Source organism: Paludibacterium sp. (assembly GCF_019232825.1).
Taxonomy (GTDB): domain Bacteria; phylum Pseudomonadota; class Gammaproteobacteria; order Burkholderiales; family Chromobacteriaceae; genus Paludibacterium.
This window is the reverse complement of record NZ_JAFAND010000122.1, coordinates 24,496-47,713: the sequence shown is the minus strand read 5'-3', so window position 1 is coordinate 47,713 and position 23,218 is coordinate 24,496. Positions and strand designations below refer to the sequence as shown.

General features: G+C 64.6%; 17 protein-coding genes. 7 read left to right on the top strand and 10 right to left on the bottom strand.

Going from position 1 to position 23,218, the window contains the following annotated elements; genetic code table 11:
- Positions 1–71 precede the first annotated feature (71 nt).
- The gene (locus tag JOZ06_RS16100) at positions 72–947 is read left to right on the top strand and encodes an alpha/beta hydrolase (protein WP_293234243.1); all 876 of its coding nucleotides are present in this window, start codon (positions 72–74) and stop codon (positions 945–947) included.
- Between the two features lie 54 nt (positions 948–1,001).
- Here the strand turns inward: JOZ06_RS16100 and JOZ06_RS16095 are convergent, their stop codons facing one another.
- From JOZ06_RS16095 to ilvD, 8 genes are all read right to left on the bottom strand, one after another.
- Positions 1,002–1,853, bottom strand: a complete 852-nt coding sequence (locus JOZ06_RS16095; protein ID WP_293234241.1) for a GyrI-like domain-containing protein — start codon at positions 1,851–1,853, stop codon at positions 1,002–1,004.
- Positions 1,854–1,877: 24 nt separating this feature from the next.
- Positions 1,878–2,984, bottom strand: a complete 1,107-nt coding sequence (gene ribD / locus JOZ06_RS16090; protein ID WP_293234239.1) for a bifunctional diaminohydroxyphosphoribosylaminopyrimidine deaminase/5-amino-6-(5-phosphoribosylamino)uracil reductase RibD — start codon at positions 2,982–2,984, stop codon at positions 1,878–1,880.
- A 22-nt stretch (positions 2,985–3,006) separates the two neighbouring features.
- Positions 3,007–3,561, bottom strand: coding sequence for a GNAT family protein (locus tag JOZ06_RS16085; protein ID WP_293234237.1), 555 nt, complete (start codon positions 3,559–3,561; stop codon positions 3,007–3,009).
- Positions 3,558–4,022: a transcriptional regulator NrdR gene (nrdR, locus tag JOZ06_RS16080; protein WP_293234235.1), complete on the bottom strand. Its 465-nt coding sequence runs from the start codon at positions 4,020–4,022 to the stop codon at positions 3,558–3,560. The genes JOZ06_RS16085 and nrdR overlap by 4 nt, the downstream gene beginning before the upstream one ends.
- Positions 4,023–4,202: 180 nt before the next feature.
- Entirely contained in the window at positions 4,203–5,453 is a 1,251-nt protein-coding gene (gene glyA / locus JOZ06_RS16075) for a serine hydroxymethyltransferase (protein ID WP_293234233.1), read from the bottom strand.
- A 109-nt stretch (positions 5,454–5,562) separates the two neighbouring features.
- Positions 5,563–6,606 carry a hypothetical protein gene (locus JOZ06_RS16070; RefSeq protein ID WP_293234231.1) on the bottom strand — a complete coding sequence of 348 codons (1,044 nt, stop codon included), beginning with the start codon at positions 6,604–6,606 and terminating at the stop codon, positions 5,563–5,565.
- A gap of 541 nt (positions 6,607–7,147) precedes the next feature.
- Positions 7,148–7,870, bottom strand: a complete 723-nt coding sequence (locus JOZ06_RS16065; protein WP_293234229.1) for a transporter substrate-binding domain-containing protein — start codon at positions 7,868–7,870, stop codon at positions 7,148–7,150.
- An 81-nt stretch (positions 7,871–7,951) separates the two neighbouring features.
- Positions 7,952–9,799: a dihydroxy-acid dehydratase gene (gene ilvD / locus JOZ06_RS16060; RefSeq protein ID WP_293234227.1), complete on the bottom strand. Its 1,848-nt coding sequence runs from the start codon at positions 9,797–9,799 to the stop codon at positions 7,952–7,954.
- Positions 9,800–10,009: 210 nt separating this feature from the next.
- Here ilvD and lgt point away from each other — a divergent pair, with 210 nt between their 5' ends.
- Complete coding sequence (lgt, locus tag JOZ06_RS16055) at positions 10,010–10,864, top strand: prolipoprotein diacylglyceryl transferase (RefSeq protein ID WP_293234225.1); 855 nt, start codon at positions 10,010–10,012, stop codon at positions 10,862–10,864.
- 132 nt (positions 10,865–10,996) lie between these two features.
- On the opposite strand, the gene JOZ06_RS16050 is transcribed toward lgt, so the two are convergent.
- Together JOZ06_RS16050 and JOZ06_RS20715 are read right to left on the bottom strand one after the other, a co-directional pair.
- Positions 10,997–11,284, bottom strand: a complete 288-nt coding sequence (locus JOZ06_RS16050) for a BrnA antitoxin family protein (RefSeq protein WP_293234223.1) — start codon at positions 11,282–11,284, stop codon at positions 10,997–10,999.
- Positions 11,268–11,501, bottom strand: coding sequence for a BrnT family toxin (locus JOZ06_RS20715; protein ID WP_366515101.1), 234 nt, complete (start codon positions 11,499–11,501; stop codon positions 11,268–11,270). Before JOZ06_RS20715 ends, JOZ06_RS16050 begins: the two co-directional genes overlap by 17 nt.
- 191 nt (positions 11,502–11,692) lie before the next feature.
- Here JOZ06_RS20715 and JOZ06_RS16045 point away from each other — a divergent pair, with 191 nt between their 5' ends.
- The 5 genes from JOZ06_RS16045 (at position 11,693) to JOZ06_RS16025 (ending at position 23,218) form a co-directional block, all read left to right on the top strand.
- Positions 11,693–13,594 (top strand): M14 family metallopeptidase, encoded by a 1,902-nt coding sequence (locus JOZ06_RS16045; protein WP_293234221.1) that lies wholly within the window; start codon positions 11,693–11,695, stop codon positions 13,592–13,594.
- A gap of 163 nt (positions 13,595–13,757) precedes the next feature.
- Positions 13,758–14,528, top strand: coding sequence for an MBL fold metallo-hydrolase (locus JOZ06_RS16040; protein WP_293234219.1), 771 nt, complete (start codon positions 13,758–13,760; stop codon positions 14,526–14,528).
- A gap of 226 nt (positions 14,529–14,754) precedes the next feature.
- Positions 14,755–16,944: a type I secretion system permease/ATPase gene (locus JOZ06_RS16035; RefSeq protein WP_293234217.1), complete on the top strand. Its 2,190-nt coding sequence runs from the start codon at positions 14,755–14,757 to the stop codon at positions 16,942–16,944.
- Positions 16,941–18,350, top strand: a complete 1,410-nt coding sequence (locus JOZ06_RS16030) for an HlyD family type I secretion periplasmic adaptor subunit (protein ID WP_293234215.1) — start codon at positions 16,941–16,943, stop codon at positions 18,348–18,350. The genes JOZ06_RS16035 and JOZ06_RS16030 overlap by 4 nt, the downstream gene beginning before the upstream one ends.
- 110 nt (positions 18,351–18,460) lie before the next feature.
- On the top strand, positions 18,461–23,218 hold the full coding sequence (locus JOZ06_RS16025) for a retention module-containing protein (RefSeq protein ID WP_293234213.1): 4,758 nt from the start codon (positions 18,461–18,463) through the stop codon (positions 23,216–23,218).

Genomic DNA, 23,218 nt, shown 5'->3' with positions numbered 1-23,218 from the left:
AAAAACCATGTGGACTCAGTGAATTTTGTTAAGATCGAAGCCAAACATTATTTAAGACTAGGGAATGATTGATGCTGGCATCATGCCAAAAAACCTTCATCACGCTGCGCCAGCACCGCCACCATTTGCGCAGCTGGGGTAACGAGCGCTCGCCGCTCATGGTGCTGTTGCACGGCTGGATGGACAGCTCGGCCACCTTCCAATTCCTGGTTGAATCGTTGCAAGGCGACTGGCGGGTGGTGGCGCCGGATTGGCGCGGCTTTGGCGACAGCGATTGGAATCAGGGCAGCTATTACTCGGCCGATTACCTCGCCGATTTGGACGCGCTGCTGGACCACGAAAGCCCCGATGCCCCGGTCCTGCTCGCCGGCCACAGCATGGGCGCCATGGTCGCCGGGCTTTACGCCGGCATCCGTCCGGAACGCGTGCGCGCCTTGGCGCTGATCGAGGGGTTTGGGCTACCGGAGAGCAAACCGGACGAAGCGCCGGGGCGCTACGCGCGCTGGCTGAAGGAGCTGCGTCAGCCGCCGGCTTTTCTGCCGCTGGCGTCGCTCGACTTGGTGGCGGCCAAACTGATCGAGCGTAATCCGCGGCTAGCGCCCGCGCGCGCCGCCTGGCTCGCCGAAGCGTTGACCCGTTTCGACGCCGGCAGCGGTCAGTGGGTTTACCGTGCCGATCCGCGCCACAAAATGGTCAACCCGGTGCTCTACCGGCTACGCGAGGCGCAGGCCTGTTGGCGCCGCATCGCCTGTCCGGTGCAATGGGTGATGGGTGGTGACATGTGGGATCACCCGATGGCCAAGGGTGTGTTCGATACGCTGGAAAGCCGGCGCGCCTGCTTCGCCCGACTCAGCGAAGCCACGGTGGCGGGCGCCGGCCATATGGTCCAGTGGGAGCAGCCCGAGGCGCTGGCGCGGGTGCTGGAAACCTTCTTCGCCGGTGCGTAAGGCCGTGGCCGTGCGTCGCTGCGCTAACACGCTACGCCCACTCCCCGCCCAACCTTATTTCAGCGGCGTCATCAGATCGGTCTGCAGCGCCATCGGCGCCGTGTCGCGCGGGTTATTCAGATACTCTTCCAGACAGGGCTGATCGGCCGGTTCGAAGCCGCTTTGCGGCAGCCAATCGACGTAAAGCCGCCGCCAGGCCGCCTGCAGTTCGCTATAGGGGCCTGTATGGCGCGCCACCGCGTAGCGGCCTGCGGGGAGCGTCAACAATTCCAGACCGTCCGGCACCGGCCAGTCGGCCGACCAGGTGAATGCCGCGGCGGAACGTAGCGCGCTTTCCGGCACGCCGTCCGGGTCATCGTAATACAGCCCGAACGCCCGTACCGGCGCCGGGTCCGGGCAAACCGGCATCGCCCGCAGCAACAGATCGTCGAACGCCTCGCCGATATTCATATAGCTGCCGCGATGGCGTCGCAACAGCAGCAGCAACGCCGGCTGCTCCCGCACTTGTACTGATTGCATATAACTCTCCCGCTCGCTCGTTAGACGATGCGCCACTCCTGCCCGGTAACGACCCGGCGTGGTGCCGTAGTGGCGGCCAAATCCGCGCACGAAAGCGGCCAGGCTGCCGTAGCCCGCCCGCCGGGCGATCTGCGCGAGCGGCTGATCGCTGGCGGACAAGCGCCGGGCCGCCTGATGCAGCCGTCCGCGTTGCACGGTGTCGAACACCGTCTCGCCCAACAAGGCACGGTAGATGCGATGAAAGTGATAGGGCGAGAAACAAGCGATCTCGGCCAACCGCTCCAACGGCACATCGCGATCCAGGTGCGTCCAGATGTACGCCACGGCGCGGCGGATACGCTCGACATAACGCGCGTCGGTATCCGCGCGCCGGTACGGTGTTCTCATCGCAGATTAACCATCGACCGTTGATTATTGTTGCGAATCGGCGGGGCGCAGACGCAGGCGCAGGTCGGCGCCGACCAGGCGCGCGTCGTCGATCACCAATGGCCGCTTGTCGGCCAGATCCTGCAGCGGCGGCCAGGCGAACAGACCGCGCGCCGCGTCGCCGGCCAGCGCCGGCGCCAGATACAGCACGATCTCGTCCACGAGCCCTGCCTGCAACAAAGCCCCGTTGAGCCCGGCCCCCGCCTCGACCATCAAATGGTTGACGCCGCGACGCGCCAACTCGGCCAAAAGCGCGGTCAAATCGGCGTGACCGTCGCGCGGGCGCACGGGCAGCGCCTCGGCGCCGCCGGCCAGAAACGGCGCGAGCCGCGCCGCATCGGTCACCCCGGTGGCCAACAAGGTATTGCCGCCTTGATAGATCAGGCTCGATGGGGCGGTGACGAGCCGGCTGTCCAGCACCACGCGCAAAGGCTGCGCCGCGCCGGCGATCTCGCGCACGGTCAAGCGCGGGTTGTCGGCCAGCACCGTGCCGCTGCCGGTCAGGATGGCATCGTGAAACGCCCTGAGCCGCTGCACGTCGCTGCGCGCCGCGGCGCCGGTGATCCACTGGCTTTTGCCGTTGAGCAGCGCGGTTTTGCCATCCAGCGTCGCCGCCGCCTTGAGCGTCACCCACGGCAAGGCGCGGCCGACGCGCGACAGAAAGCCGCGATGCACGCGGCGCGCCTCCGATTCCATCAGCCCGCACTCGGTGCGGATGCCGGCGGCCGAGAGCATCGCCAGCCCCCGGCCGGCCACCTCGTGATAGGGATCGCTCATCGCCGCCACCACCCGCGCCAGGCCGTGGCGGATCAGCGCTTCGGCGCATGGCGGCGTGCGGCCGTGATGGCTGCACGGCTCCAAGGTGACGTAGGCGGTCGCGCCGGCCGGCGACTCGCCGCGCGCGGCGCAATCTTTCAGCGCTTGAATCTCGGCATGATCGCTGCCGGCCGCCAACGTGGCGCCGGCGCCGATCACCTGGCCGTCGCGCACGAGCACGCAGCCGACGCCGGGATTGGGCGCGGCGCGGCGCGTGGCGGCCTCGGCAAACCGCAACGCTTGTTGCATGTATCGGTGATCTTCGGCAGTAAACATCGTGGCCCTCCCGGGCAAGAAATCAGGCCGGCCGGCGCGCGCGCCACGCCGGCAGCAGCAAGGCGTAGATCGCGTGATCCAACACGCGTTCGCCGACCCACTCGCGGCCGTGCAGCACCCCTTCGAACGTAAAGCCGAGGCGCTCGGGCAAGGCCCGGCTAGGTAGATTGTCGACCGCGCAGGCGATCTGGATACGGTAAAGATTGAGGTGACCGAAGCCGTAATCGATCAGCGCCTGACAGGCGCGGCTCATGATGCCGCGCCCGTGCCAGCGCTGCCCGAGCCAGTAGCCGATTTCGCTGCGGCGCTGCGCCGGCTCCAGCGCAAAATAACACAAGACGCCGGCGGGCTCGTCGTCCACCCAGATCAGTAAATTGAGAAACCGCCCTTCGCGATTGCCTTCTTGCGAGTAACGGATATAGGTGAGGCTGTCGCCGTCATGGCGCATGTAGTCGAGCCAAGGCATCCAGCGCCCGAGCAGCACGCGGTTGGCGTCGATGAGAGCAAAAAGGCGATCGGCATCGTCCTCGCGCGGTTCGCGCAGCACGATGCCGTCGCCGACGGCAATCTCGATCATTCCGGATGGCCGGTTTTCTTGATTTCCTCGATGGCTTCGCTGAACTCCGCCACATCCTCGAAGCTGCGGTAGACCGAGGCAAAACGCACATAAGCCACCTTGTCCATGCGCGCGAGCTCGTTCATCACCATTTCGCCGATCTGACGCGAACTGACCTCGCGTTCGCCCAACTGCAGCAGCCGATGGCTGATGCGATCGATGGCTTCATCCACCAGGGCCGTCGGCACCGGGCGCTTATGCAGCGCGCGCATGAAACTGACACGAACTTTTTCCGGGTCGAACTCCGCCCGATGCCCGCCGGTTTTCACCACTTGCGGCATGCGCACGTCGGCATTCTCAAAAGTCGTAAACCGCTTCTCGCACTTCAGGCAGCGGCGCCGGCGGCGAATGCTGGAGCCGTCCTCATTGACGCGTGAATCGATCACCTGGGTATCGGCGTGGCCGCAGAACGGGCATTTCATGGCTTTAAACCCCTGGTAACAGTTCGGAAAAGCCCATCTTAACAGCAATGATATGCCAAGTTAATGAGATCACCATGAAATGCGTAAAATGTGTCGCAATTAGGGGGAAAAATAGCAAAAACGGGATGTCGCGCAAAAAAACGCGCGACACCCCGCTCTTTTTCCTGCCTCGCGGCAGTGTTACTTGCGGCCGTATACCGGGAAGCGTTGGCACATCGCCTTGACCGACTCGGCCACGCGTGCGAGCACGGCCTCATCCTGCGGCGCGTCCAGCACATCGGCGATCAGGTTGGCCAATTCGCGCGCCTCATTGTCGCCGAAACCGCGCGTGGTCATGGCCGGCGTGCCGATGCGGATGCCCGAGGTCACGAACGGTTTTTCCGGATCGTTCGGAATGGCGTTCTTGTTGACGGTGATGTGCGCACGGCCGAGCGCCGCCTCGGCGTCCTTGCCGGTGATGTGCTTGGCGCGCAGGTCGAGCAGGAATACATGGCTCTCGGTCTTGCCCGACACGATGCGCAGGCCGCGCTCGATCAGCGTTTGCGCCATGATCTGAGCGTTTTTCTTCACCTGTTGCTGATAGGTCTTGAACGCCGGGCTCGCGGCTTCTTTGAACGCCACGGCCTTGGCGGCGATGACATGCATCAACGGGCCGCCTTGCAGGCAGGGGAAGATGGCCGAATTCAGAATCTTTTCATGCTCGGCGCGCGACAGGATCACGCCGCCGCGCGGGCCGCGCAGCGTCTTGTGCGTGGTGGTGGTGACGAAGTCGGCGTGCGGCACCGGGTTCGGATACTCGCCCGCGGCAACCAGACCGGCATAGTGCGCCATGTCGACGAACAGATAAGCGCCGACCGAATCGGCAATCTGACGCATGCGCGCCCAATCGATCTTCAGCGCGTAGGCCGAGGCGCCGGCCACGATCATTTTCGGCTTATGCTCGCGCGCCAGTTGCTCGACCTCGGCGTAGTTGAGCACTTCGTTTTCGTCCAGGCCGTAGGTAATGGCGTTATACAGTTTGCCGGAGATGTTGACCGAGGCGCCATGGGTCAAGTGACCGCCATGCGCCAGGCTCATGCCCAAAATGGTGTCGCCCGGCTTGAGCACCGACACGTACACCGCCTGGTTGGCTTGCGAGCCGGAATGCGGCTGCACGTTGGCGTATTCCGCGCCGAACAGCGCCTTCAAGCGCTCGATGGCCAGCGCTTCCACCTTGTCGACGTGTTCGCAGCCGCCATAGTAACGCTTGCCGGGATAGCCCTCGGCGTACTTGTTGGTCAGCACCGAGCCCTGCGCTTCCATCACCGCCGGACTGACATAGTTCTCGGAGGCGATCAGCTCCACGTGATCTTCTTGACGGCGGTACTCGTCCTCCATCGCGGCGGACAATTCCGGGTCAAACTTGGCAATCGTCAAATCGGCTGCAAACATCTTGGGCACATCCCATCGGTAGGGTTAACGATAGCGGCGATTTTACATGATTTGCCCGGCGACGCGGTATGACATCGGGGCATTTTTTCAGGCAAAAAACGCATAAAAATCAAGACTGCGCGGGCTGCACGGTCTCTTCAACTCGAACCATTTCCACTTGGCACTCGTGCATCAGCTGCAGGAAGTCGGCTTCGATGCGTTCCACCCGGTCAAGCGGCGACAGCGGCCAGACGAAGCGCTCCGTCTCGCCCGGCGCGTCGGCCGCGCCGATGACGACATTGAGCTCGCCGCCCTCGTGCGCCGACAGGGTCACCGTCGGCTCGCGCCCCTCGGTGCGCAGCTTGCGCAGCAAGGAACTGGCGAACACCTGCATCGCCACTTCCAGCCGCGCCTGATTGCCCGCCACCAAGGCCTGCATCAGCGGCGCCGGCGCACGGAAAATCGGGAAGAGGGTCACGCCGTCGGTTTTCAGCGCCTCGCCAAGGAAGGTCATCATCGCCGTGCCCCAAGCGCCGATGCGCGCCGCATAGTCAACCGGGGCCGGCGCGCCGTCCTCGCGGATCGCCACGCCAAGCAGGTAACGCAGAAATACCCCCTCCTCCTGCACCGTCACCGCGCTCGCTTCGAGCGGCAGCGGCAAACCGCGCGCGGCGTCGGCCAATTGCCGCGTGTAGCGATAAAGCTGCGCCGGCGAGATGGCGACCACGGCGTCCGGGTGCAGCAGCTTGCCGGACAGAAACACCTCGGCGCCGTCGGCAAACACGCCATGCTGACGCAGGATGGCATTCAAGCCGTCGACATCGGCGATGTGATCCGGCAGCGTCGCGCGGCGCTTCGAACCCGCCACCAACACCAGCGGCAGCGCGAAGACCTCGGCCCGGCGGCCCGGCGCCGCCTCGACCGCCTGACGCAGCGCCTGCCACAACACCTGATAAGCCGCGCGCGACGGCGCCATGTTGAGCGCCACCGAGATCAGCAGCACCTCGTCACGCGCCAAATACTCCGCCATGGTGTCGGCCAGCGCGGCACGCTCCAGATCGCGCGCGCCGTCGTCGACGGCGCCCTGCACCGCCATGGCCTGATGAATCAGCCGGTTGCTGACGTTGGCGAGGGGATAGAGGCGTGGGTCGGGCAAATGCTTGGGGGTCATCATGTCATCCTGCGGTCATACCAAAATGCTATTGTCGCATATCACCATCCCGGTTATACCATGACAATAGGGTGGTTATTTTCGTTTTCAAACATAAGCATTACGTGATAAGCGACAGTTTTTTACATTTTAGTGCGTCATTGAACATCGGCGATTGACACTGCCGGAGCGGCTCAGGATAATCCCTCCACGTTGAGATGCAGCAATTGCTTCTTGATAGTTTCTCCTCTATTTCTCCTTTGTAGACTTAGCGCGGACCATTGGCCCGCGCATTTTTTTTGCCTTTTTTCAAAAAGTTAGCGTTACGGCGTCCGACTAGTCCGCCGCGTTCCGCTTCGACAAGCCCCCCTCCTTAAGCAGCAGTCTCTCACCGCGTGCCACGCGTTTCTCTCTATCAAAATAGAATATTGTATACAGTTCATTTATGGACAACAGGGCAACATCCACGGTTCGAATCGATGAAAAACGAACATTTTTTCTTAATTGAATGTCGCTGGGGTAGCAAAAAAGCAGAAAAATGCTGAGAAGCGGCCGGCGCGCGGCGTTAAAGCCCCGGCCACGCCTGACGCAGGCGCGCCAGCGAACCGTCCGCCGCCATGCGCGCCAGTCCTTGATTGGCCTGGGCAAGCAACGCCCGGTCGCCCTTGCGTATCACGAACACGTAGGCATCGCGGCCGAACGCGGGCTGCGATACCAGCCGCAGCGACGCATCGCCGGCCTGGGCGCGGCGCAGCACGTGCAAATCGCCGAATACCGCCTGCAAATCGCCCGAGGCCAAATCGGCCAGCATCGGCGGCAGGCCGCTGTAACGCCGCAGCGCCGAAGGCGGCACCTTCAGCCGCGCGAGCCAATCGATGGCGCTGCTGTCGTCCAACACACCGATGCGGGCCATGGCGCGTGGATCGTCCTGACCGCCGCGCGCCGGCACCAGCAGCACTTGCGGTTCTTCATAGTAGGGGCGGGAGAGTTCGAAACGCGCTGCGCGCGCCGGCGTGTCCGCGATCGCAGACACCACCATATCGACGCGGCCGGCGGATAGGCCATCGAGCAGTTGCGGCCAAGGCAGGTTGACGAGCTTGATGGTCACCCCTTGGGTTTTCGCCCAGGCCGTCACCACGTCGATATCGAAACCGGAAAGACGTCCATGGTCGTCGACCGACTCGAACGGCGCATAGCTGGCATTGATGCCCACCCGCACCACCGTGCCGGCCCACGCGGTCGATAGACACAAGAGCCCGCTCAAGAGCAGCCATTTGATCGCTTTCATCGTTTTCCCCCGCCACGCCAACAATAAAAAACCGGCCCGCGTGAGCTCGGACCGGTTGGCTCTGCGCGCGACGGGCGTACTTTAACGCTTTTCCACTTGGCTGACATCCCGTACCGCGCCCGTCGACGCCGAAGTGGTCATGGCCGCGTAGGCGCGCAACGCCGGGCTGACCGCCCGTTCGCGCGCCGCGGGACGCCAGCCCGCCGCATCGCGCCCGCGCCGCCGCTCGGCGAGCACGGCTTCGTCCACCGCCAGGTCGATACGCCGCGCCGGAATATCGATGCGGATCCGATCGCCCTCCTCGACCAAGCCGATAGCGCCGCCCTCGGCGGCTTCCGGCGATACGTGGCCGATGCTCAAGCCCGAGGTACCGCCCGAGAAGCGGCCGTCGGTCAACAGCGCGCACGCCTTACCCAAGCCTTTCGATTTCAGATACGAGGTCGGGTACAGCATCTCCTGCATGCCCGGCCCGCCCTTCGGACCCTCGTAACGGATCACCACCACGTCGCCGGCGACGACGCGATCGCTCAAAATACTTTCCACCGCCGCTTCTTGGCTTTCGAACACGCGGGCGCGGCCCTCGAAACGCAAGATACTGTCGTCCACGCCCGCGGTTTTGACGATGCAGCCGTCCGGCGCCAGATTGCCGAACAACACCGCCAAGCCGCCGTCCTGACTATAGGCGTCGGCACGGCGACGGATGCAGCCCGCTGCCCGGTCGAGGTCAAGATCGGGGTAACGCATGCTCTGTGAAAACGCCACCGTGGTGGCGATGCCGCCCGGCGCCGCGCGATAGAAGCGCCCGGCGGCCTCGTCGGCGCTGTCGCGCGCCACGTCCCACAGATCGAGCGCGGCGCCCAGCGTCGCGCTATGCACGGTCGGCACCTCGCGCGCGATCAGGCCGGCGCGGTCGAGTTCGCCCAAGATCGCCATCACGCCGCCGGCGCGGTGCACGTCTTCCATATGGTATTTCTGCGTTGCCGGCGCCACCTTGCACAGGCACGGCACTTTGCGCGAGATGGCGTCGATATCGGCCATGCTGAAGTCGAGGCCAGCCTCGTGCGCCGCCGCCAGCAGGTGCAGCACGGTGTTGGTCGAGCCGCCCATGGCGACGTCGAGCGACATCGCGTTGGCAAAGGCCTGACGCGAGGCGATGGCGCGCGGCAGCACGCTCGCGTCGTCGTTTTCATAATAGCGTTTGGCAAGTTCGACAATCTGCCGCCCGGCGCGCAGGAACAGCTCCTTGCGGTCGGCATGGGTCGCCACCAGCGAACCGTTGCCCGGCAGCGACAGCCCTAGCGCCTCGGTCAGGCAGTTCATCGAGTTGGCGGTGAACATGCCGGAGCAGGAGCCGCAAGTCGGACAGGCGGAGCGTTCCAACTCGGCCACTTCCTCATCCGACACCGCCGGATTGGCGGCCTCGACCATCGCATCGACCAGGTCGAGCGCGCGCGAAGCGCCGTGCCAGTTGACCTTGCCGGCCTCCATCGGCCCGCCGGAGACGAACACCACCGGAATGTTCAGCCGCAGGGCCGCCATCAGCATGCCCGGGGTGATCTTGTCGCAATTGGAAATACACACCAGCGCGTCGGCGCAATGGGCGTTGACCATGTACTCGACCGAATCGGCGATCAGGTCGCGCGACGGCAGGCTGTAGAGCATGCCGCCATGGCCCATGGCGATGCCGTCGTCGACGGCGATGGTGTTGAATTCCTTGGCAACGCCGCCGGCGCGCTCGATCTCGCGCGCCACCAGCTGGCCCATGCCATGCAGGTGGACGTGGCCGGGAACGAATTGGGTAAACGAATTGGCAATGGCGATGATCGGCTTGTGAAAGTCTTCATCCTTCATGCCGGTGGCGCGCCACAGCGCGCGGGCACCGGCCATGTTGCGGCCGGCGGTGGAAGTCCGGGAACGATATTCGGGCATGACGCATCCTTGCAGTATTCAACGACGACAACGGCGTTCATCAGGCCCACCGACGGGCGGCGAGTGGGCCGCGCGCCGGTGGGCGTCCGGGGCCATGGTCATGCAACGGGTCCCGAGGCCGCATGCAAGGGTAATCGCACGCGACGTTGTGCAACGCTTTCCGTATAATCCAGTCTCATCACTTTTACCGCAAACGCCTGCAACTGACAAATGATCATTCATCCGCAATACGATCCCGTCGCCGTCCACCTCGGTCCGTTGGCCGTGCATTGGTACGGTCTGATGTACATGGCCGGCTTCCTGTTGTTCGTATTGCTCGGCAACTACCGCATCCGCGCCGGTCGCAGTTTCATGACCAGCAAAATGCTCGATGATCTGCTGTTCTATGGCGTGCTGGGCGTGGTGCTGGGCGGCCGCCTGGGTTATGTGCTGTTTTATAAACCAGGTGAATACCTGAGCCATCCGCTCGACATTCTGCGCGTCTGGGAAGGCGGCATGTCGTTCCACGGCGGCTTCCTCGGCGTGCTGTTGGCGATGTGGCTGTTCGCCCGCCGCCACAAGCAGAGCTTCTGGACCATCGCCGACTTCGTCGCGCCGCTGGTGCCGCTGGGCCTCGCCGCCGGCCGCGTCGGCAACTTCATCAACGGCGAGCTGTGGGGCCGTGTCACCCGGCCGGACGCGCCGTGGGCCATGCTGTTCCCGCAGGCGCAGCAGGCCGACCGCGCGTTGGCCGCCACCCATCCGGAGTGGGTCGGCACCTACGTCCAATACGGCGGCCTCGCGCGCCACCCGTCGCAGCTGTACGAATTCGCGCTCGAGGGGCTGACGCTGTTCTGTATCCTGTGGGGCTACAGCAGCAAGCCGCGCCCGCGTGCCTCGGTGTCGGCGCTGTTCCTGATCGGTTACGGCGCTTTCCGCTTCCTGGTCGAGTTCACCCGCGAGCCGGACGACTTCTTGGGCCTGTTGGCCGCCAACCTCAGCATGGGCCAATGGCTGAGCCTGCCGATGATCATCGCCGGCCTGGCGCTGTGGGCCTGGTCGCGCCGCCAGCCGATCGGCGACTGATCGCCCCGTAATGCAAAAAACCGGCGCGGGCCTAAACCCGCGTCGGTTTTTTATGCCTATTCGCTTACAACAAGGCAGCCAGGCGCTCGCCCTGCCGGCGCAACGTCAGGCACGGCGCTTGATGGCGCGCGTTTAGCGCTTGTGCATGTAATCCTTCAGCACTTGGTTGATGCGTGTCTGCCAACCGCTGCCGCCGCGTTGAAACGCTTCGGCAATATCGGCATCGAGCCGAATAGTGACGGTGCGTTTGGGATGGGCCGATTTCGGCCTGCCGCGCACCGGCCGTAACGTCTTCAGCTCCTCGTCAGTCGGCTCAAAGGTGTCTGGATCGGCGGCAATACCGGCATTGATGACGGCATCCTCCTCCGGCGGAGGAACGATGAGTATCCGCCCGCCACGGGTCTTAATTGTTTGCGGCATAAAAAGCTGCCTCGCGTTTATTGGCCTTCCGCAGGCTGATAATACGTCTGCTACGCCCTCGATCCGTGTACACCACACAATAAAGCCGAGCCCCCCAGATCGCATAGGCAATCGAGCGCGCTTCACCATAATCCCTCCGGCCATCTTGTGTAATCAGCGCAGTATCCCACAATAGAAGCAAGGCGACGCGGTAAAAGTAAATTCCACATTCAACCAGATTTTTAAAACATCCTTCGCACTATCACCATTTGACCGCCATCAAAATTCAGTTATTTAGCACATGCTGATATATCGTGCCGCGCGTTACCCTGGGCGGCCTGGATGCGGCGCGCGGGCGACCCCCGCCCCGCCCAGCGGCCCGAGGCGCGATCCGCCTGGGCCACACATCACAAAAACAGGGAGTCAGGAATGAAAAAGTTACCCGTTTGCCTGCAACTGACCATGTTGGCCTCGCTCATGGCCAGTCTGCCCGCCTTCGCCGTCCCCACCGCCCCCGACTACGTCGACGACAACGCCTATCTGGCGGCGGCGCGCAAGCACATTCTGCCGCCGGACATTCCGTGGAGCGGCAAGAGCGAACAATTCGTCGCCGCCAAGACCGACCCGTTCGTCACGCCGATCGAGGCGTCGGACTTTCAGCACACGCCGACCTACACCGAAACGCTCGCTTACCTGCATAAGCTGCAGGACGCCAAGCCCGACCTGATCAAGGTGACGAGCTACGGCGAAAACACCGACGCCGGCACGCCGTTCACCATGGTGATCGTGTCGAAGTCGTCGGATAAATCGGCCGCCGGCCTCAAGGCCACCGGCCGGCCGACCGTGTACGTCGAAGCCGAGATCCATCCGGGCGAAGCCAACGGCAAGGACGCCGGCCTGATGATGATCCGAGACATGACCGTCGGCGGCAGCGAAAGCGCGCTGCTCGACAAGGTCAATCTGATCTTCGTGCCGGTGGTCAACATCGACGGCGATCTGCGCAACGGCAAATACGGCCGCATCAACCAGAACGGCCCGGACAACACCGGCTGGCGCGTCGATTCGCGCAACTTGAACCTCAACCGCGACTTCACCAAGCTCGACAGCCCGGAAATCCGCAACGTGGCGCGCATTCTGGGCGAGTACGACCCCGACTTCTTCATCGACACCCACTCCACCGACGGCGTGATCTACCAATACGACGTCACCTACTGCAACAACGGTATGGGCTGGGCCAAGAACAGCACGCTGTGGATGAACAACGTCATGACGCCGCGGGTGTTCGCCGAGCTGAAGGATTACGGTCATTTGCCCAATGACTGCATCAGCATGAACGACAACGAGGACATCACCCAGGGCTACTATCCGTACTACAGCGATTACGCGCGCTTCTCCAACCAGTACGCCGACATCCGCGGCATCCCCGGCATCCTGGTCGAGTTGCACGCGCTCAAGCCGTACCGTCAGCAAGTGCTGGCCAACTACACGCTGTACAAGTCGATCTTCGAGGCCGTGGGCGACAACAAGGACAGCCTGGCCGCCGCCATCGCCAAGGACCGCGCCGTGCGCGACCAGCAAGTGACGCTGACCTGGAAAAACCCGGACGGCAAGCCGCAATTGGTCGACTTCAAGGGCGTGAAGTACACCAAGACGCTGTCGCCGATCACCGGCGACAAGATCGTGCACTGGACCAACCAGCCGCAGGATTACCAGATCCCCTACACGCCGCAGACCGTGCCGGATCTGGTGGTGGCGCGCCCGAAGGGCTACGTGGTGCCGGCGCAATGGCATGAAGTCATCGACCGCCTCAAGGTGCACGGCATCCAAATGACCACGCTGAATGCGCCGGCCACCTACGACGTCACCGTCTACCGTCTGGAAGACGTCAAGCTCGGCACCCCGTTCGAGCCGGACCGCGAGTCGGCAGACAAGATTCCGGGCTACGAAGGCCATCTGCTGATCACCGGCAAACCGGTGCCGGAGCACCGCAAGGTGACCTACCCGGCGGGCTCGGTGGTGATCGACCCGAACCAGCGCCTGGGCGTGCTGGCGATGGACCTGCTGGAACCGGCGAGCCCGGACTCCTTCTTGAGCTGGGGCTTCTTCAACGCCAACCTGACCTCGGCCGAAGCGCCCGAAGCCTACGTGATGGAGCCGATGGCCCGCGCCATGCTGGCCGAGAGCCCGGCGCTGCGCAAAGCCTTCGCCGACAAGCTGAAGACGGACAAGGCCTTCGCCAAGGACCGCAACGCGCGGCTGAATTGGTTCTACAACCAGACGCCGTTTGCCGACAGCAACCGCTATATGTATCCGGTGGGTAAGATCGAGTAACGCTACCGGCGATACGCGCTCCGACGGCGGGAGGCTCTCCCGCCGTTTTTTATGTAAACCATGACATAAGCCAGCATCAATCAGGATTTTCTAAGTCTTTGTCATGCGGCACACGCACAACTCGGCTACAATAACCACGGCACGCACCACAACAGGATCCCCTATGATCGTTTCCGTACTCGGCACGGCGGCCGGCACCGATACATTGGCCGCCACCTCCAGTTACTTGGTCGACAACAACACCTTGCTCGACTGCGGCACCGGGGTGGAAACCCTGCCCACGGAAAGCCTGCTCGCCATCGAGCGCGTGTTGCTCACCCATGCGCACGTCGATCATGTCGGCGGCTTGGCCGCGCTATTGGCTTGCCACGCCCAGCATGGCGGTCAAGGGGTGACTGTGCACACGCAGCAGGAAACCGTCGATGAGCTGACGAGCGGACTGTTGGCCGACGTACCGCTGACCGGCTACCTGACCACGCCGGGCGCCGGCGGCTTGCCGCTGCTGCGCTTCCAAAGTCTCGAGGTCGGCGACACGATTCCGTTGCCCGACGGCATGGCGACCGCGCTGCCGGCGCAACACCGCTCGCCCGCCATCGGCTGGGTGATCGAAGGCCCCTGGCGCGCGCTGGCCTACACCGGCGACTCCGGCCCCTGCCCCGCCTTCTGGCATTGGGCCGCCAATGTGCCCTCGCTCTCGGACATCATCTGCGAACTAACCTACGCCAGTTCCGATGCCGAACGCGCCAAGGCCGAAGGCCATATGACGCCCGGCGTGCTGCTTGGCCTGTTGGAAGTCATCCCACCCAACGTGCAGATCTGGATCAGTCATCTGAGTAGCGCCCAGCGCGAGCAGGCGCTGTCCGAGATCAAACGCATCGCCCCGGCGAACCTGAACATTGCCGAATTGAAGCCAGGCACGGTCATCGACCTCTGACGCATCCGCTCACGCCATGTCCGTGCGTTGCTTCGCGAACGCACACTACCGCCCAATCCCGTAGCGTGCATTCGCCGCAGGCAATGCACGGCTTTTTCCCCTACGCGTTAGCAGAAAATCTCCCGGCCGCGCCCCCGCAATGACCGGCCAAAAGGCGCGCTCGCCACAAGACACACTTCACTAGACTGGCGGTATTGAATCCTTCCACGCAAGGAGCAACGCCAGCATGCGTCCCGAGGCCCATTTTCAGCCCATCGTCCAGGAAGCGTTCAGCGCGCCGCCCCCGCACGCGACGCGGCTCGATCCGTTGCTGGACTGCCTGTTCGCCCTGGCGCGGCAATTCGATATCCCCGCCACGCGCGAATCGCTGCTGGCGGGCATTCCTCTGCGCGAAGGCCAGCTGACGCCGTCGATGTTTTCCCGCTCGGCACGGCGCATCGGTTTGACCTCGCGCGTGGCGCGCTGCCCGCTGGACATGTTGCGCGAGGCCTTGTTGCCGGCGGTGATGCTGCTGAAGAACGACCGAGCCTGTATCCTGCGCGCCATCGATCGCCAGACGGGCACCGTGCGTCTGAGTCATTCCGAATTGCCGGAAGCCGAGGAAACCCTGTCGTTCGCGCAACTGGCCGACCACTACCTCGGCATCGCCATTTTCGTTCGCCCCCGTTTCCACTACGACCGCCGCGCGCCGGAAATGGACGATATCCGAGGCCGCCACTGGTTCTGGCACGCGGTATACGGCGGCCTGCCGCTTTACCGCGACGCGCTGTTGGCCTCGCTGTTGATCAATGTGTTCGCGCTCGCCGTGCCCTTGGTGTCGATGAACGTCTACGACCGGGTGGTGCCGAATCTGGCGCTAGCCACCTTGTGGGTGCTCGCCATCGGCACCGCGCTGGTGCTGATCTTCGACCTGCTGATGAAAACCGCGCGCGGCCACCTGCTCGATCTCGCCAGCAAGCGCATCGACGTCGCCTTGTCGGCTCGGATCATGGAACGGGTGTTGGGCGTGCGCCTGGAGGCCAAGCCCGATTCGGTCGGCGCCTTCGCCGCCAACTTGCGCGCGTTCGAAACCATCCGCGACTTCATCGCCTCCGCCTCGATCACCGCGCTGATCGACCTGCCGTTCGTGCTGATTTTCCTGTTGGTGGTGTTGTGGATTTCGCCGCTGTTGGCGCTGCCGATCGTGATCGGCGCCGGCGTCATGCTGCTGTTCGCGCTCTTGATCCAGGAGAAAATGAAAACGTTGACCGAAGCCACGCTACGCGCCGCGGCGCAGCGCAACGCGCAACTGGTGGAAAATCTGGCGGCGTTGGAAACCATCAAGATCCTGGCGGCCGAGGGCCGGCAACAAGGCCGCTGGGAGCAAGCGACACAGTACCTGGCGCAGATCGGCGCCCGGCTCAAGCTCTTGGCCGCCTCGGCCTGCCATTTCGCCGGTTTTGCGCAGCAGCTCGCGGGCGTCGCCGTGCTGGTGATCGGCGTCTACCTCATCATGAGCGGCGACGTCACCCAAGGGGGCGTCATCGCCGCCGTCATGCTATGCGGCCGCGCCATGGCCCCCCTGGGACAGTCGGTCGCCCTCTTGACGCAATACCACAACGCCAAAATCTCACTCGGCTCGCTCGACACTTTCATGAAGCTGCCGGTCGAGCGCGAACCCGGCGCGCCGTTTTTTCACCGCACCCATTTCAAGGGCGACATCGCGTTCAGCCAAGTCAGTTTCAGTTATCCGGACAATCCGGCGCGGGCGCTGCAGCACGTGTCGCTCACGATCCGCGCCGGCGAGCGTGTCGCCATCATCGGCCGCGTCGGCTCGGGCAAATCCACGCTGCAGCGGCTGATGCTCGGACTGTACCGGCCAAGCGAGGGTGCGGTGCGCATCGACGGCATCGATCTGCAGCAAATCGACCCGACCGAGCTTCGGCGCCACATCGGCTATGTGCCGCAAGAAGCAATGCTGTTCTACGGCAGCTTGCGCCAGAACATCGCCATGGGCGCCCCCTTCAGTCACGACGCCAGCATCGAGGCGGCCGCGGAGCTGGCCGGCTTGACCGAGTTCGTCAACAGCCACCCGCAAGGCTTCGACATGCTCATCGGCGAACGCGGCGAATCGTTGTCAGGCGGCCAGCGCAAAGCGGTGACCATCGCCCGCGCGCTCCTCAACGCGCCGCCCATACTGCTGCTGGACGAACCGACGAGCGGCATGGACAGCGCCGCCGAAGCGCGCATCAAACAGAGTTTGCGTCAAATTCTGCCGGGAAAAACCTTGATCCTGACCACACACCACGCCGCGCTGTTGGAACTGGCCGAGCGCCTGATCGTGGTCGATAACGGCCGCGTGATGGCCGACGGGCCGCGCGACGAGGTGATTCATGCCTTGCAGCACGGCCAGGTCGGCCAGGGGCAGCCGACATGAGCCGGCACGCCCTACTTCCCTGGCGGACTTGGCTGACGCGCGGCCAGGCTAAAACCGCCCCGCTGTGGGACAGATTGATGGACTGGGCCGCCGCGCGCGACCTGCAGGAGCCGCTCGATTTCGCCGCCGACGCCGACTGGATCATCCTAGAGCAGCACCCGGCCCGGCCGCGCCTGTTCGTCTGGAGCATGGGCGCATTCGGCCTGGTCGCCTTCTTGTGGTCGGCACTGGCACAGATCGACGAGGTGACCAAGGGTCAAGGCAAGGTGGTGGCGTCGAGCCAAAACCAGCACATCCAAAGTCTGGACGGCGGCGTGGTGGCCACGATACGGGTACATGAAGGCCAAATCGTACAAAAAGGCCAATTACTGCTGAGCATCGACAATACCCGCTTCGTGTCGTCGTTGCAGGCGAGCCGGGCCGAATATCTGGCGCTATTGGGCAAGGCGGCGCGTTTGCGCGCCATCGCGCAAAACACCGCGTTCGAGATGCCCGCCGAAGTCTTGCAACAGGCGCCGGACATCGCCGAACAGGAAACCGGCCTGTATCGCGCCAAGAAACAGGAATACGACGAAACAGTGCAAATCGCCCGCCAGGAGTTGAGCCAACGCGCACAGGAGCTGGACGAAATGCGCGCCCGGCGCCAGCAGGCGGAACAAAGCTACCAGCTGACCAACCGCGAACTGGAACAGACGCGCCCCTTGCTTGACAGCGGCGCGGTCTCGGCGGTCGATCTGTTGCGGCTGCAACGCGACGTCGCGCGCTTCCAAGGCGACCGCAATATGGCCGATGCGCAGATCGCCCGGCTGCAGGCCGCGGTGGTCGAAGCCAATCGCAAGATCCGCGAAGTCGATCTGAGCTTCCGCAATCTGGCCAGCGCGGAGCTGTCCGACACCCTGGCCAAGCTCGACAGTCTATCGGCCGACAGCAAGGGACTGGCCAACAAGGTCAAGCTATCCGAGTTGCGCTCGCCGGTGCGCGGCGAGATCAAGCAACTCTACGCCAACACCGTCGGCGGCGTGGTACAGCCTGGCAAGGATGTGATGGAAATCGTGCCGATCGGCGATTCGCTCCTGGTCGAGACACGCGTCTCGCCGCGCGACATCGCTTTTCTGCGCCCCGGCCAGACCGCCAAGGTGAAATTCACTGCCTACGACTACACCATCTACGGCGGCATGGACGGCGTGGTCGAAACGCTCGGCGCCGACACCGAAGCCGACGAGCGAGGCAACACGTTCTACATCGTCAAGGTCCGCACCCGGCAAGGATCACTGGGCGACAAACATCTACCGATCATTCCCGGCATGGTGGCGCAGGTCGACATTATGACCGGCAAGAAAAGCATCCTGTCCTACTTGCTCAAGCCTGTTTTGCGGGCCAAGGCGGAAGCATTGAGCGAGCGTTAGTTTTTACAATTTAAATCGCATAATTTCAAAACACGTACTATGCGATATCTATACTTAACACAGTTGTAGCCGATTATTTAATTTCATCTCTTTCCTCCCAGGAGCCGACCATGGCAACCACCGCTTTCTCCGGGCAAATCGTCACTCTCCAAGGGGTGGCCCATGCCATTGATGCACAAGGGCACGTGCGCGCGCTCAAGGTCGGCGATACCCTCCGTCCCGACGAACAACTCCAGCTCGACCCCAGCGCCGCGCTGACGCTGCGGCAGGACGACGGCAGCACCATCGCGCTGTTCGGCGATCAAGGCCGCGTCGGCGCCCCGGCGCGCGCCGACGCGGTCGCGCATGACGGCGCCACGCTGGCGGCGCCGGCCGAGCAGAACGCCAACGACAATGCCATCATTCAGCAAGTACTGAGCAACATGGCACAGGGTCAAGACCCCACCGCCCAATTGGCGCCGGCCGGCGCCGGCCTCGCGGCGGGCGGCAACGGCGCCGAGAATCAGTATCACACCTTCGTCACGCTGCCCGGCAATTCACTCGATCAGCTCGGCGCCGTCAACGGCGCGGGCCTGGCCGGGCTCGACAACGGCGGCCAACTGCCGGACAACGGTCTGACGACCACGCCGGCCACGGCCCCAGCGCCCATCAGCATCAGCATCGCCGGCATCGCCTTGACCAACAATACCGAACCCACGCTGTCGGGCACCGGCGAGCCGGGCTTGACCGTGGTGGTCACCAACAGCGCCGGCACGGTGCTCGGCGCCACCACCGTCGCCGGCGACGGCACATGGCACCTGACGCCGACAGTGCCGCTCGCGCAAGGCAGCAACACCCTGACCGCCACGTCCACCAATGCCACCGGGCAAACCGCGCATGCCAGCGCCACGGTGACGGTCGACTCCATCCCACCCGACACCCCAGCGGTTTCCATCACCGACCACCACGGCGAGATCGGCGCCAACGACGAAACCAACGGTAAGGTTCAGGTGCAGGTCGCTTTCGACGGCACGGTGCAAGCCGGCGACGTCATTACCTTGACCAGCGGCGGCATCACGCTGACGCACACGGTGCTCGCCAGCGATCTCACCGCCGGACACGTCGCCTTCAATGTGACCGCGCCGCCCAACGGCCAGACCATGACCGTGTCCGCCACCATCACCGACCTGGCCGGCAACGTCTCCGGCCCCGGCAGCGCCAGCGCGCTGGTCGTCCTCACCCCGCCCGACACGCCGGCGGTCACGATCGTCGACCACAACGGCGAGATCGGCCCGGCCAACGAAAACAACGGCCAGGTGCAAGTCCTGGTCGCGCTCGACAGCTCGGTCAAGGCCGGGGATATTCTGACCCTGACGAGCACGACCGGCGCACCGGTCAGCTACACCGTGCGGGCGGCCGATCTGACCGCCGGCCACGTCGGCTTTAGCGTCGCCGCGCCCCCCGACGGCCAGACACTCACCGTGACCGCCACGGTCGCCGACGCGGCCGGCAATATATCGAGCCCCGGCAGCGCCAGCGCCTTGGTCAACCTCAGCGTCCCCAACCCCCCGACGGTCAGCATCGCCGATCATAACGGCCTGATCGGCCAATCGGACGAGCGCAACGGACAGGTTCAGGTGCAAGTCGCGCTGGACGGCTCGGTGCATGCCGGCGACACCCTCACGTTAACCAGCAGTAACGGCAGCCCGATCAATTACACCGTTCAAGCGGCCGACCTCGCCGCCGGCCATGTGACCCTCGGCGTCACCGCGCCGCCCGACGGTCAGACGCTGACGGTATCCGCCACCATCACCAACGCCGCCGGCACGCCCTCCGGCGCCGGCAGCGCCAGCGCGCTGGTGGATCTCACTCCGCCCGACACGCCGGTGATCGGCATCGCCGATCATGGCGGCACCATCAGCACACCGGACGAGCACAATGGCCAAGTAGCCGTCGTCGTCGCGCTGGACGGCTCGGTCAAAGCCGGCGACGTGCTGACCGTGCAGAGCAACACCGGACTCAATCTGACGCACACCGTCACCGCCGGCGATCTTCAGGCGGGTCAGGTCAGCCTCAACGTCACCGCGCCGCCCAACGGCCAGAGCCTAACCGTTACCGCAGCCCTGACCGACGCCGCCGGCAACACATCCTCCACCGGTACCGCCTCCGCGCTGGTCAACACCACGCCGCCTACGACGCCGACAGTCACCCTTGTCGACCATGGCGGCATCATCAGCTCGCCGGACGAGCACAACGGCCAGGTACAAGTGCAGATTTCACTGGATGGCTCGGTGCACGCCGGCGACAGACTCACCCTGACGACCAGCACCGGCGGCACGGTCAGCTACACGGTGCAGGCGGGCGATTTAACCGCCGGCCACGCCTCCTTCAACGTCGCAGCACCCGCCAACGGCCAGACGCTGACCATCTCGGCCACCGTCACCAACCAGCTTGGCAACGTCTCGCAGCCGGGATCCGGCACAGGCGTGGTCAACACCACACCGCCGACCACGCCCACGGTCACCATCGCCGATCACGCCGGCGTCATCAGCTCGCCCGACGAACATAATGGCCAGGTGCAGGTACAGGTTTCGCTGGATAGCTCGGTGCATGCCGGCGATACCCTCACCCTGACGAGCAGTACCGGCAGTCCGGTCAACTACACCGTACAGGCGTCCGACCTCGCCGCCGGACAGGCGACCTTCAATGTCGCCGCGCCGGCCAACGGCCAGACGCTGACCGTATCGGCCACCGTCACCAACCAACTTGGCAACGTCTCGCTACCAGGCGGCGCCACCGCCGTGGTCAACACCACGCCGCCCGACACGCCGACGCTGACGCTGGTCGACCACAACGGCATCATCAGCGCCGCGGACGAGCACAACGGCCAGGTGCAACTGCAGGCCTCGCTGGATAGCACGGTGCGCGCCGGCGATGTGCTGACGGTGACGAGCTCCAGCGGGGACGTGTTCAGCCATGTCATCACGGCAGCCGAGATCGGTGCCGGTCTCGCCACCGTCGCCGTCACCGCGCCGCTCAACGGCCAAACGCTGACCGTGTCGGCCTCGCTGACCGATGCGCTGGGCAATCAGTCGCAGTCTGGCGCTGCCTCGGGGGTGGTCAACACCACCGCGCCCAACCTGCCGGACGTCAGCATCGTCGATCACCATGGCGAAATCGGCCTCGGCAACGAACACAATGGCCAAGTTCGGGTACTGGTGGCGCTGGATGGGTCGGTGGTGGCCGGCGACGTCCTCACGCTCGCCAGCGGCAACGGCGCGCCGGTCACCTATGTCGTCCAGGCCGCCGACATCGCCGCGGGCGAGGTGATCATGCAGGTCGCCGCCCCGCCCTCCGGGCAGACGCTGACGGTCACCGCCACGCTGACCAATGCGCTGGGCAACACCTCGGCGCCCGGCGTCGATAGCGCGCTGGTGAACACCGTACCGCCCAACGCGCCCAGCGTGACCATCGTCGACCATAACGGCGCCATCAGCGCGGCGGATGAGCATAACGGGCAGGTCGTGGTGCAGGTGGCGCTGGACAATTCGGTTCAGGCCGGCGACATCGTCACCTTGTCGGCCAGCACCGGCGTCCCCGTCAGCTATGCCGTGCAAGCGGCCGATCTGGTTGCCGGGCACATCGCGTTCAACGTCACCGCCCCCGCCAACGGCCAAACGCTGGCCGTCTCCGCCACCATCACCGACGCCGCCGGCAACACGTCGCAACCCGGCGCGGCAAGTGCGCTGGTCGAGACGCTGCCGCCGAACACGCCCGACGTGATCATCCTCGATCATCCTGGCGGCATCGGCAGCGGCGATGAGCATAACGGGCAGGTGCAAGTGCAGGTCGGGCTCGACGGCTCGGTCCGGGCGGGCGACGTCGTCACCCTGGCCAATAGCGGCGGCGTCCCGCTCAGCGTCACCGTCCAGGCAGCCGATCTGACCGCCGGCCACGTCACATTCAACGTCGCCGCGCCGGCCACCGGCCAGACGCTAACGGTTTCCGCCACCGTGACCGACGCGGCGGGCAACGTTTCGACGCCAGCCGCCGCCAGCGCGCTGGTCAATACGGTGGCGCCGGATGCGCCGCTACTGACCATCGTCGACCATGGCGGCACCATCGGGACGCCGGACGAGCATAACGGCCTGGCGCAGGTCAACGTTGGGCTGGACGCCAGCGTCGTTGCCGGCGACACCTTGACGCTGACCTCCAGCGCGGGCGGCACGATCGCACACGCGGTGTCGGCTACGGAAATCCTGGCGGGACTGGTAACGGTCAGTGTCGCCGCGCCAGCAAGCGGCGGCACGCTGACCGTCACCGGCACACTGACCGATACGGCGGGCAACACCTCGGTGACGGCATCGACCTCGGCGCAGGTGGACACCCAGGCGCCGCACACGCCTCAGGTGGTCATCGTCGATCACAATGGCGTCATCCAACCATCCGACGCGCCCAATGGCCACGTCACCGTGCAGGTCGCGCTGGATGCGAGCGTGCAAGCGGGCGACACCGTCACGCTGACGAGCAATACCGGCCAGCCGGTCAGTCATGTCGTCACCAGCGGCGACCTCGGCGCCGGCTTGGCGGATTTCTCCGTGACAGCCCCTGCCAACGGCGCCCCCCTGACGGTCGGCGCCACCATTACCGACCTCTATGGCAATACGTCGGGCAACGGCAGCAGCACCGCGGTGGCCAGCTTGCCGCCCATAGGGGCGCTGGCGCAGCACAGTGCGTTGACGCTTGGAGAGGTGCTCGGTCCGAGCGCAGGCGGCGCAACAACGCCGGCGGCATCCCACGCCGATCTCGCTCAACTCGGCGCGATGACGTTGAGCGATCATGCCTTGCTGCAGCAGATGCTCGGTCATGACACACTGACAGTACATTAG

Excerpts from the sequence above, each read along its gene's own strand:
- JOZ06_RS16100 (WP_293234243.1), top strand. The coding sequence starts at position 72 with ATGCTGGCATCATGCCAAAAAACCTTCATCACGCTGCGCCAGCACCGC.
- JOZ06_RS16095 (WP_293234241.1), bottom strand. The coding sequence starts at position 1,853 with ATGAGAACACCGTACCGGCGCGCGGATACCGACGCGCGTTATGTCGAG.
- ribD (WP_293234239.1), bottom strand. The coding sequence starts at position 2,984 with ATGTTTACTGCCGAAGATCACCGATACATGCAACAAGCGTTGCGGTTT.
- JOZ06_RS16085 (WP_293234237.1), bottom strand. The coding sequence starts at position 3,561 with ATGATCGAGATTGCCGTCGGCGACGGCATCGTGCTGCGCGAACCGCGC.
- nrdR (WP_293234235.1), bottom strand. The coding sequence starts at position 4,022 with ATGAAATGCCCGTTCTGCGGCCACGCCGATACCCAGGTGATCGATTCA.
- glyA (WP_293234233.1), bottom strand. The coding sequence starts at position 5,453 with ATGTTTGCAGCCGATTTGACGATTGCCAAGTTTGACCCGGAATTGTCC.
- JOZ06_RS16070 (WP_293234231.1), bottom strand. The coding sequence starts at position 6,606 with ATGATGACCCCCAAGCATTTGCCCGACCCACGCCTCTATCCCCTCGCC.
- JOZ06_RS16065 (WP_293234229.1), bottom strand. The coding sequence starts at position 7,870 with ATGAAAGCGATCAAATGGCTGCTCTTGAGCGGGCTCTTGTGTCTATCG.
- ilvD (WP_293234227.1), bottom strand. The coding sequence starts at position 9,799 with ATGCCCGAATATCGTTCCCGGACTTCCACCGCCGGCCGCAACATGGCC.
- lgt (WP_293234225.1), top strand. The coding sequence starts at position 10,010 with ATGATCATTCATCCGCAATACGATCCCGTCGCCGTCCACCTCGGTCCG.
- JOZ06_RS16050 (WP_293234223.1), bottom strand. The coding sequence starts at position 11,284 with ATGCCGCAAACAATTAAGACCCGTGGCGGGCGGATACTCATCGTTCCT.
- JOZ06_RS16045 (WP_293234221.1), top strand. The coding sequence starts at position 11,693 with ATGAAAAAGTTACCCGTTTGCCTGCAACTGACCATGTTGGCCTCGCTC.
- JOZ06_RS16040 (WP_293234219.1), top strand. The coding sequence starts at position 13,758 with ATGATCGTTTCCGTACTCGGCACGGCGGCCGGCACCGATACATTGGCC.
- JOZ06_RS16035 (WP_293234217.1), top strand. The coding sequence starts at position 14,755 with ATGCGTCCCGAGGCCCATTTTCAGCCCATCGTCCAGGAAGCGTTCAGC.
- JOZ06_RS16030 (WP_293234215.1), top strand. The coding sequence starts at position 16,941 with ATGAGCCGGCACGCCCTACTTCCCTGGCGGACTTGGCTGACGCGCGGC.
- JOZ06_RS16025 (WP_293234213.1), top strand. The coding sequence starts at position 18,461 with ATGGCAACCACCGCTTTCTCCGGGCAAATCGTCACTCTCCAAGGGGTG.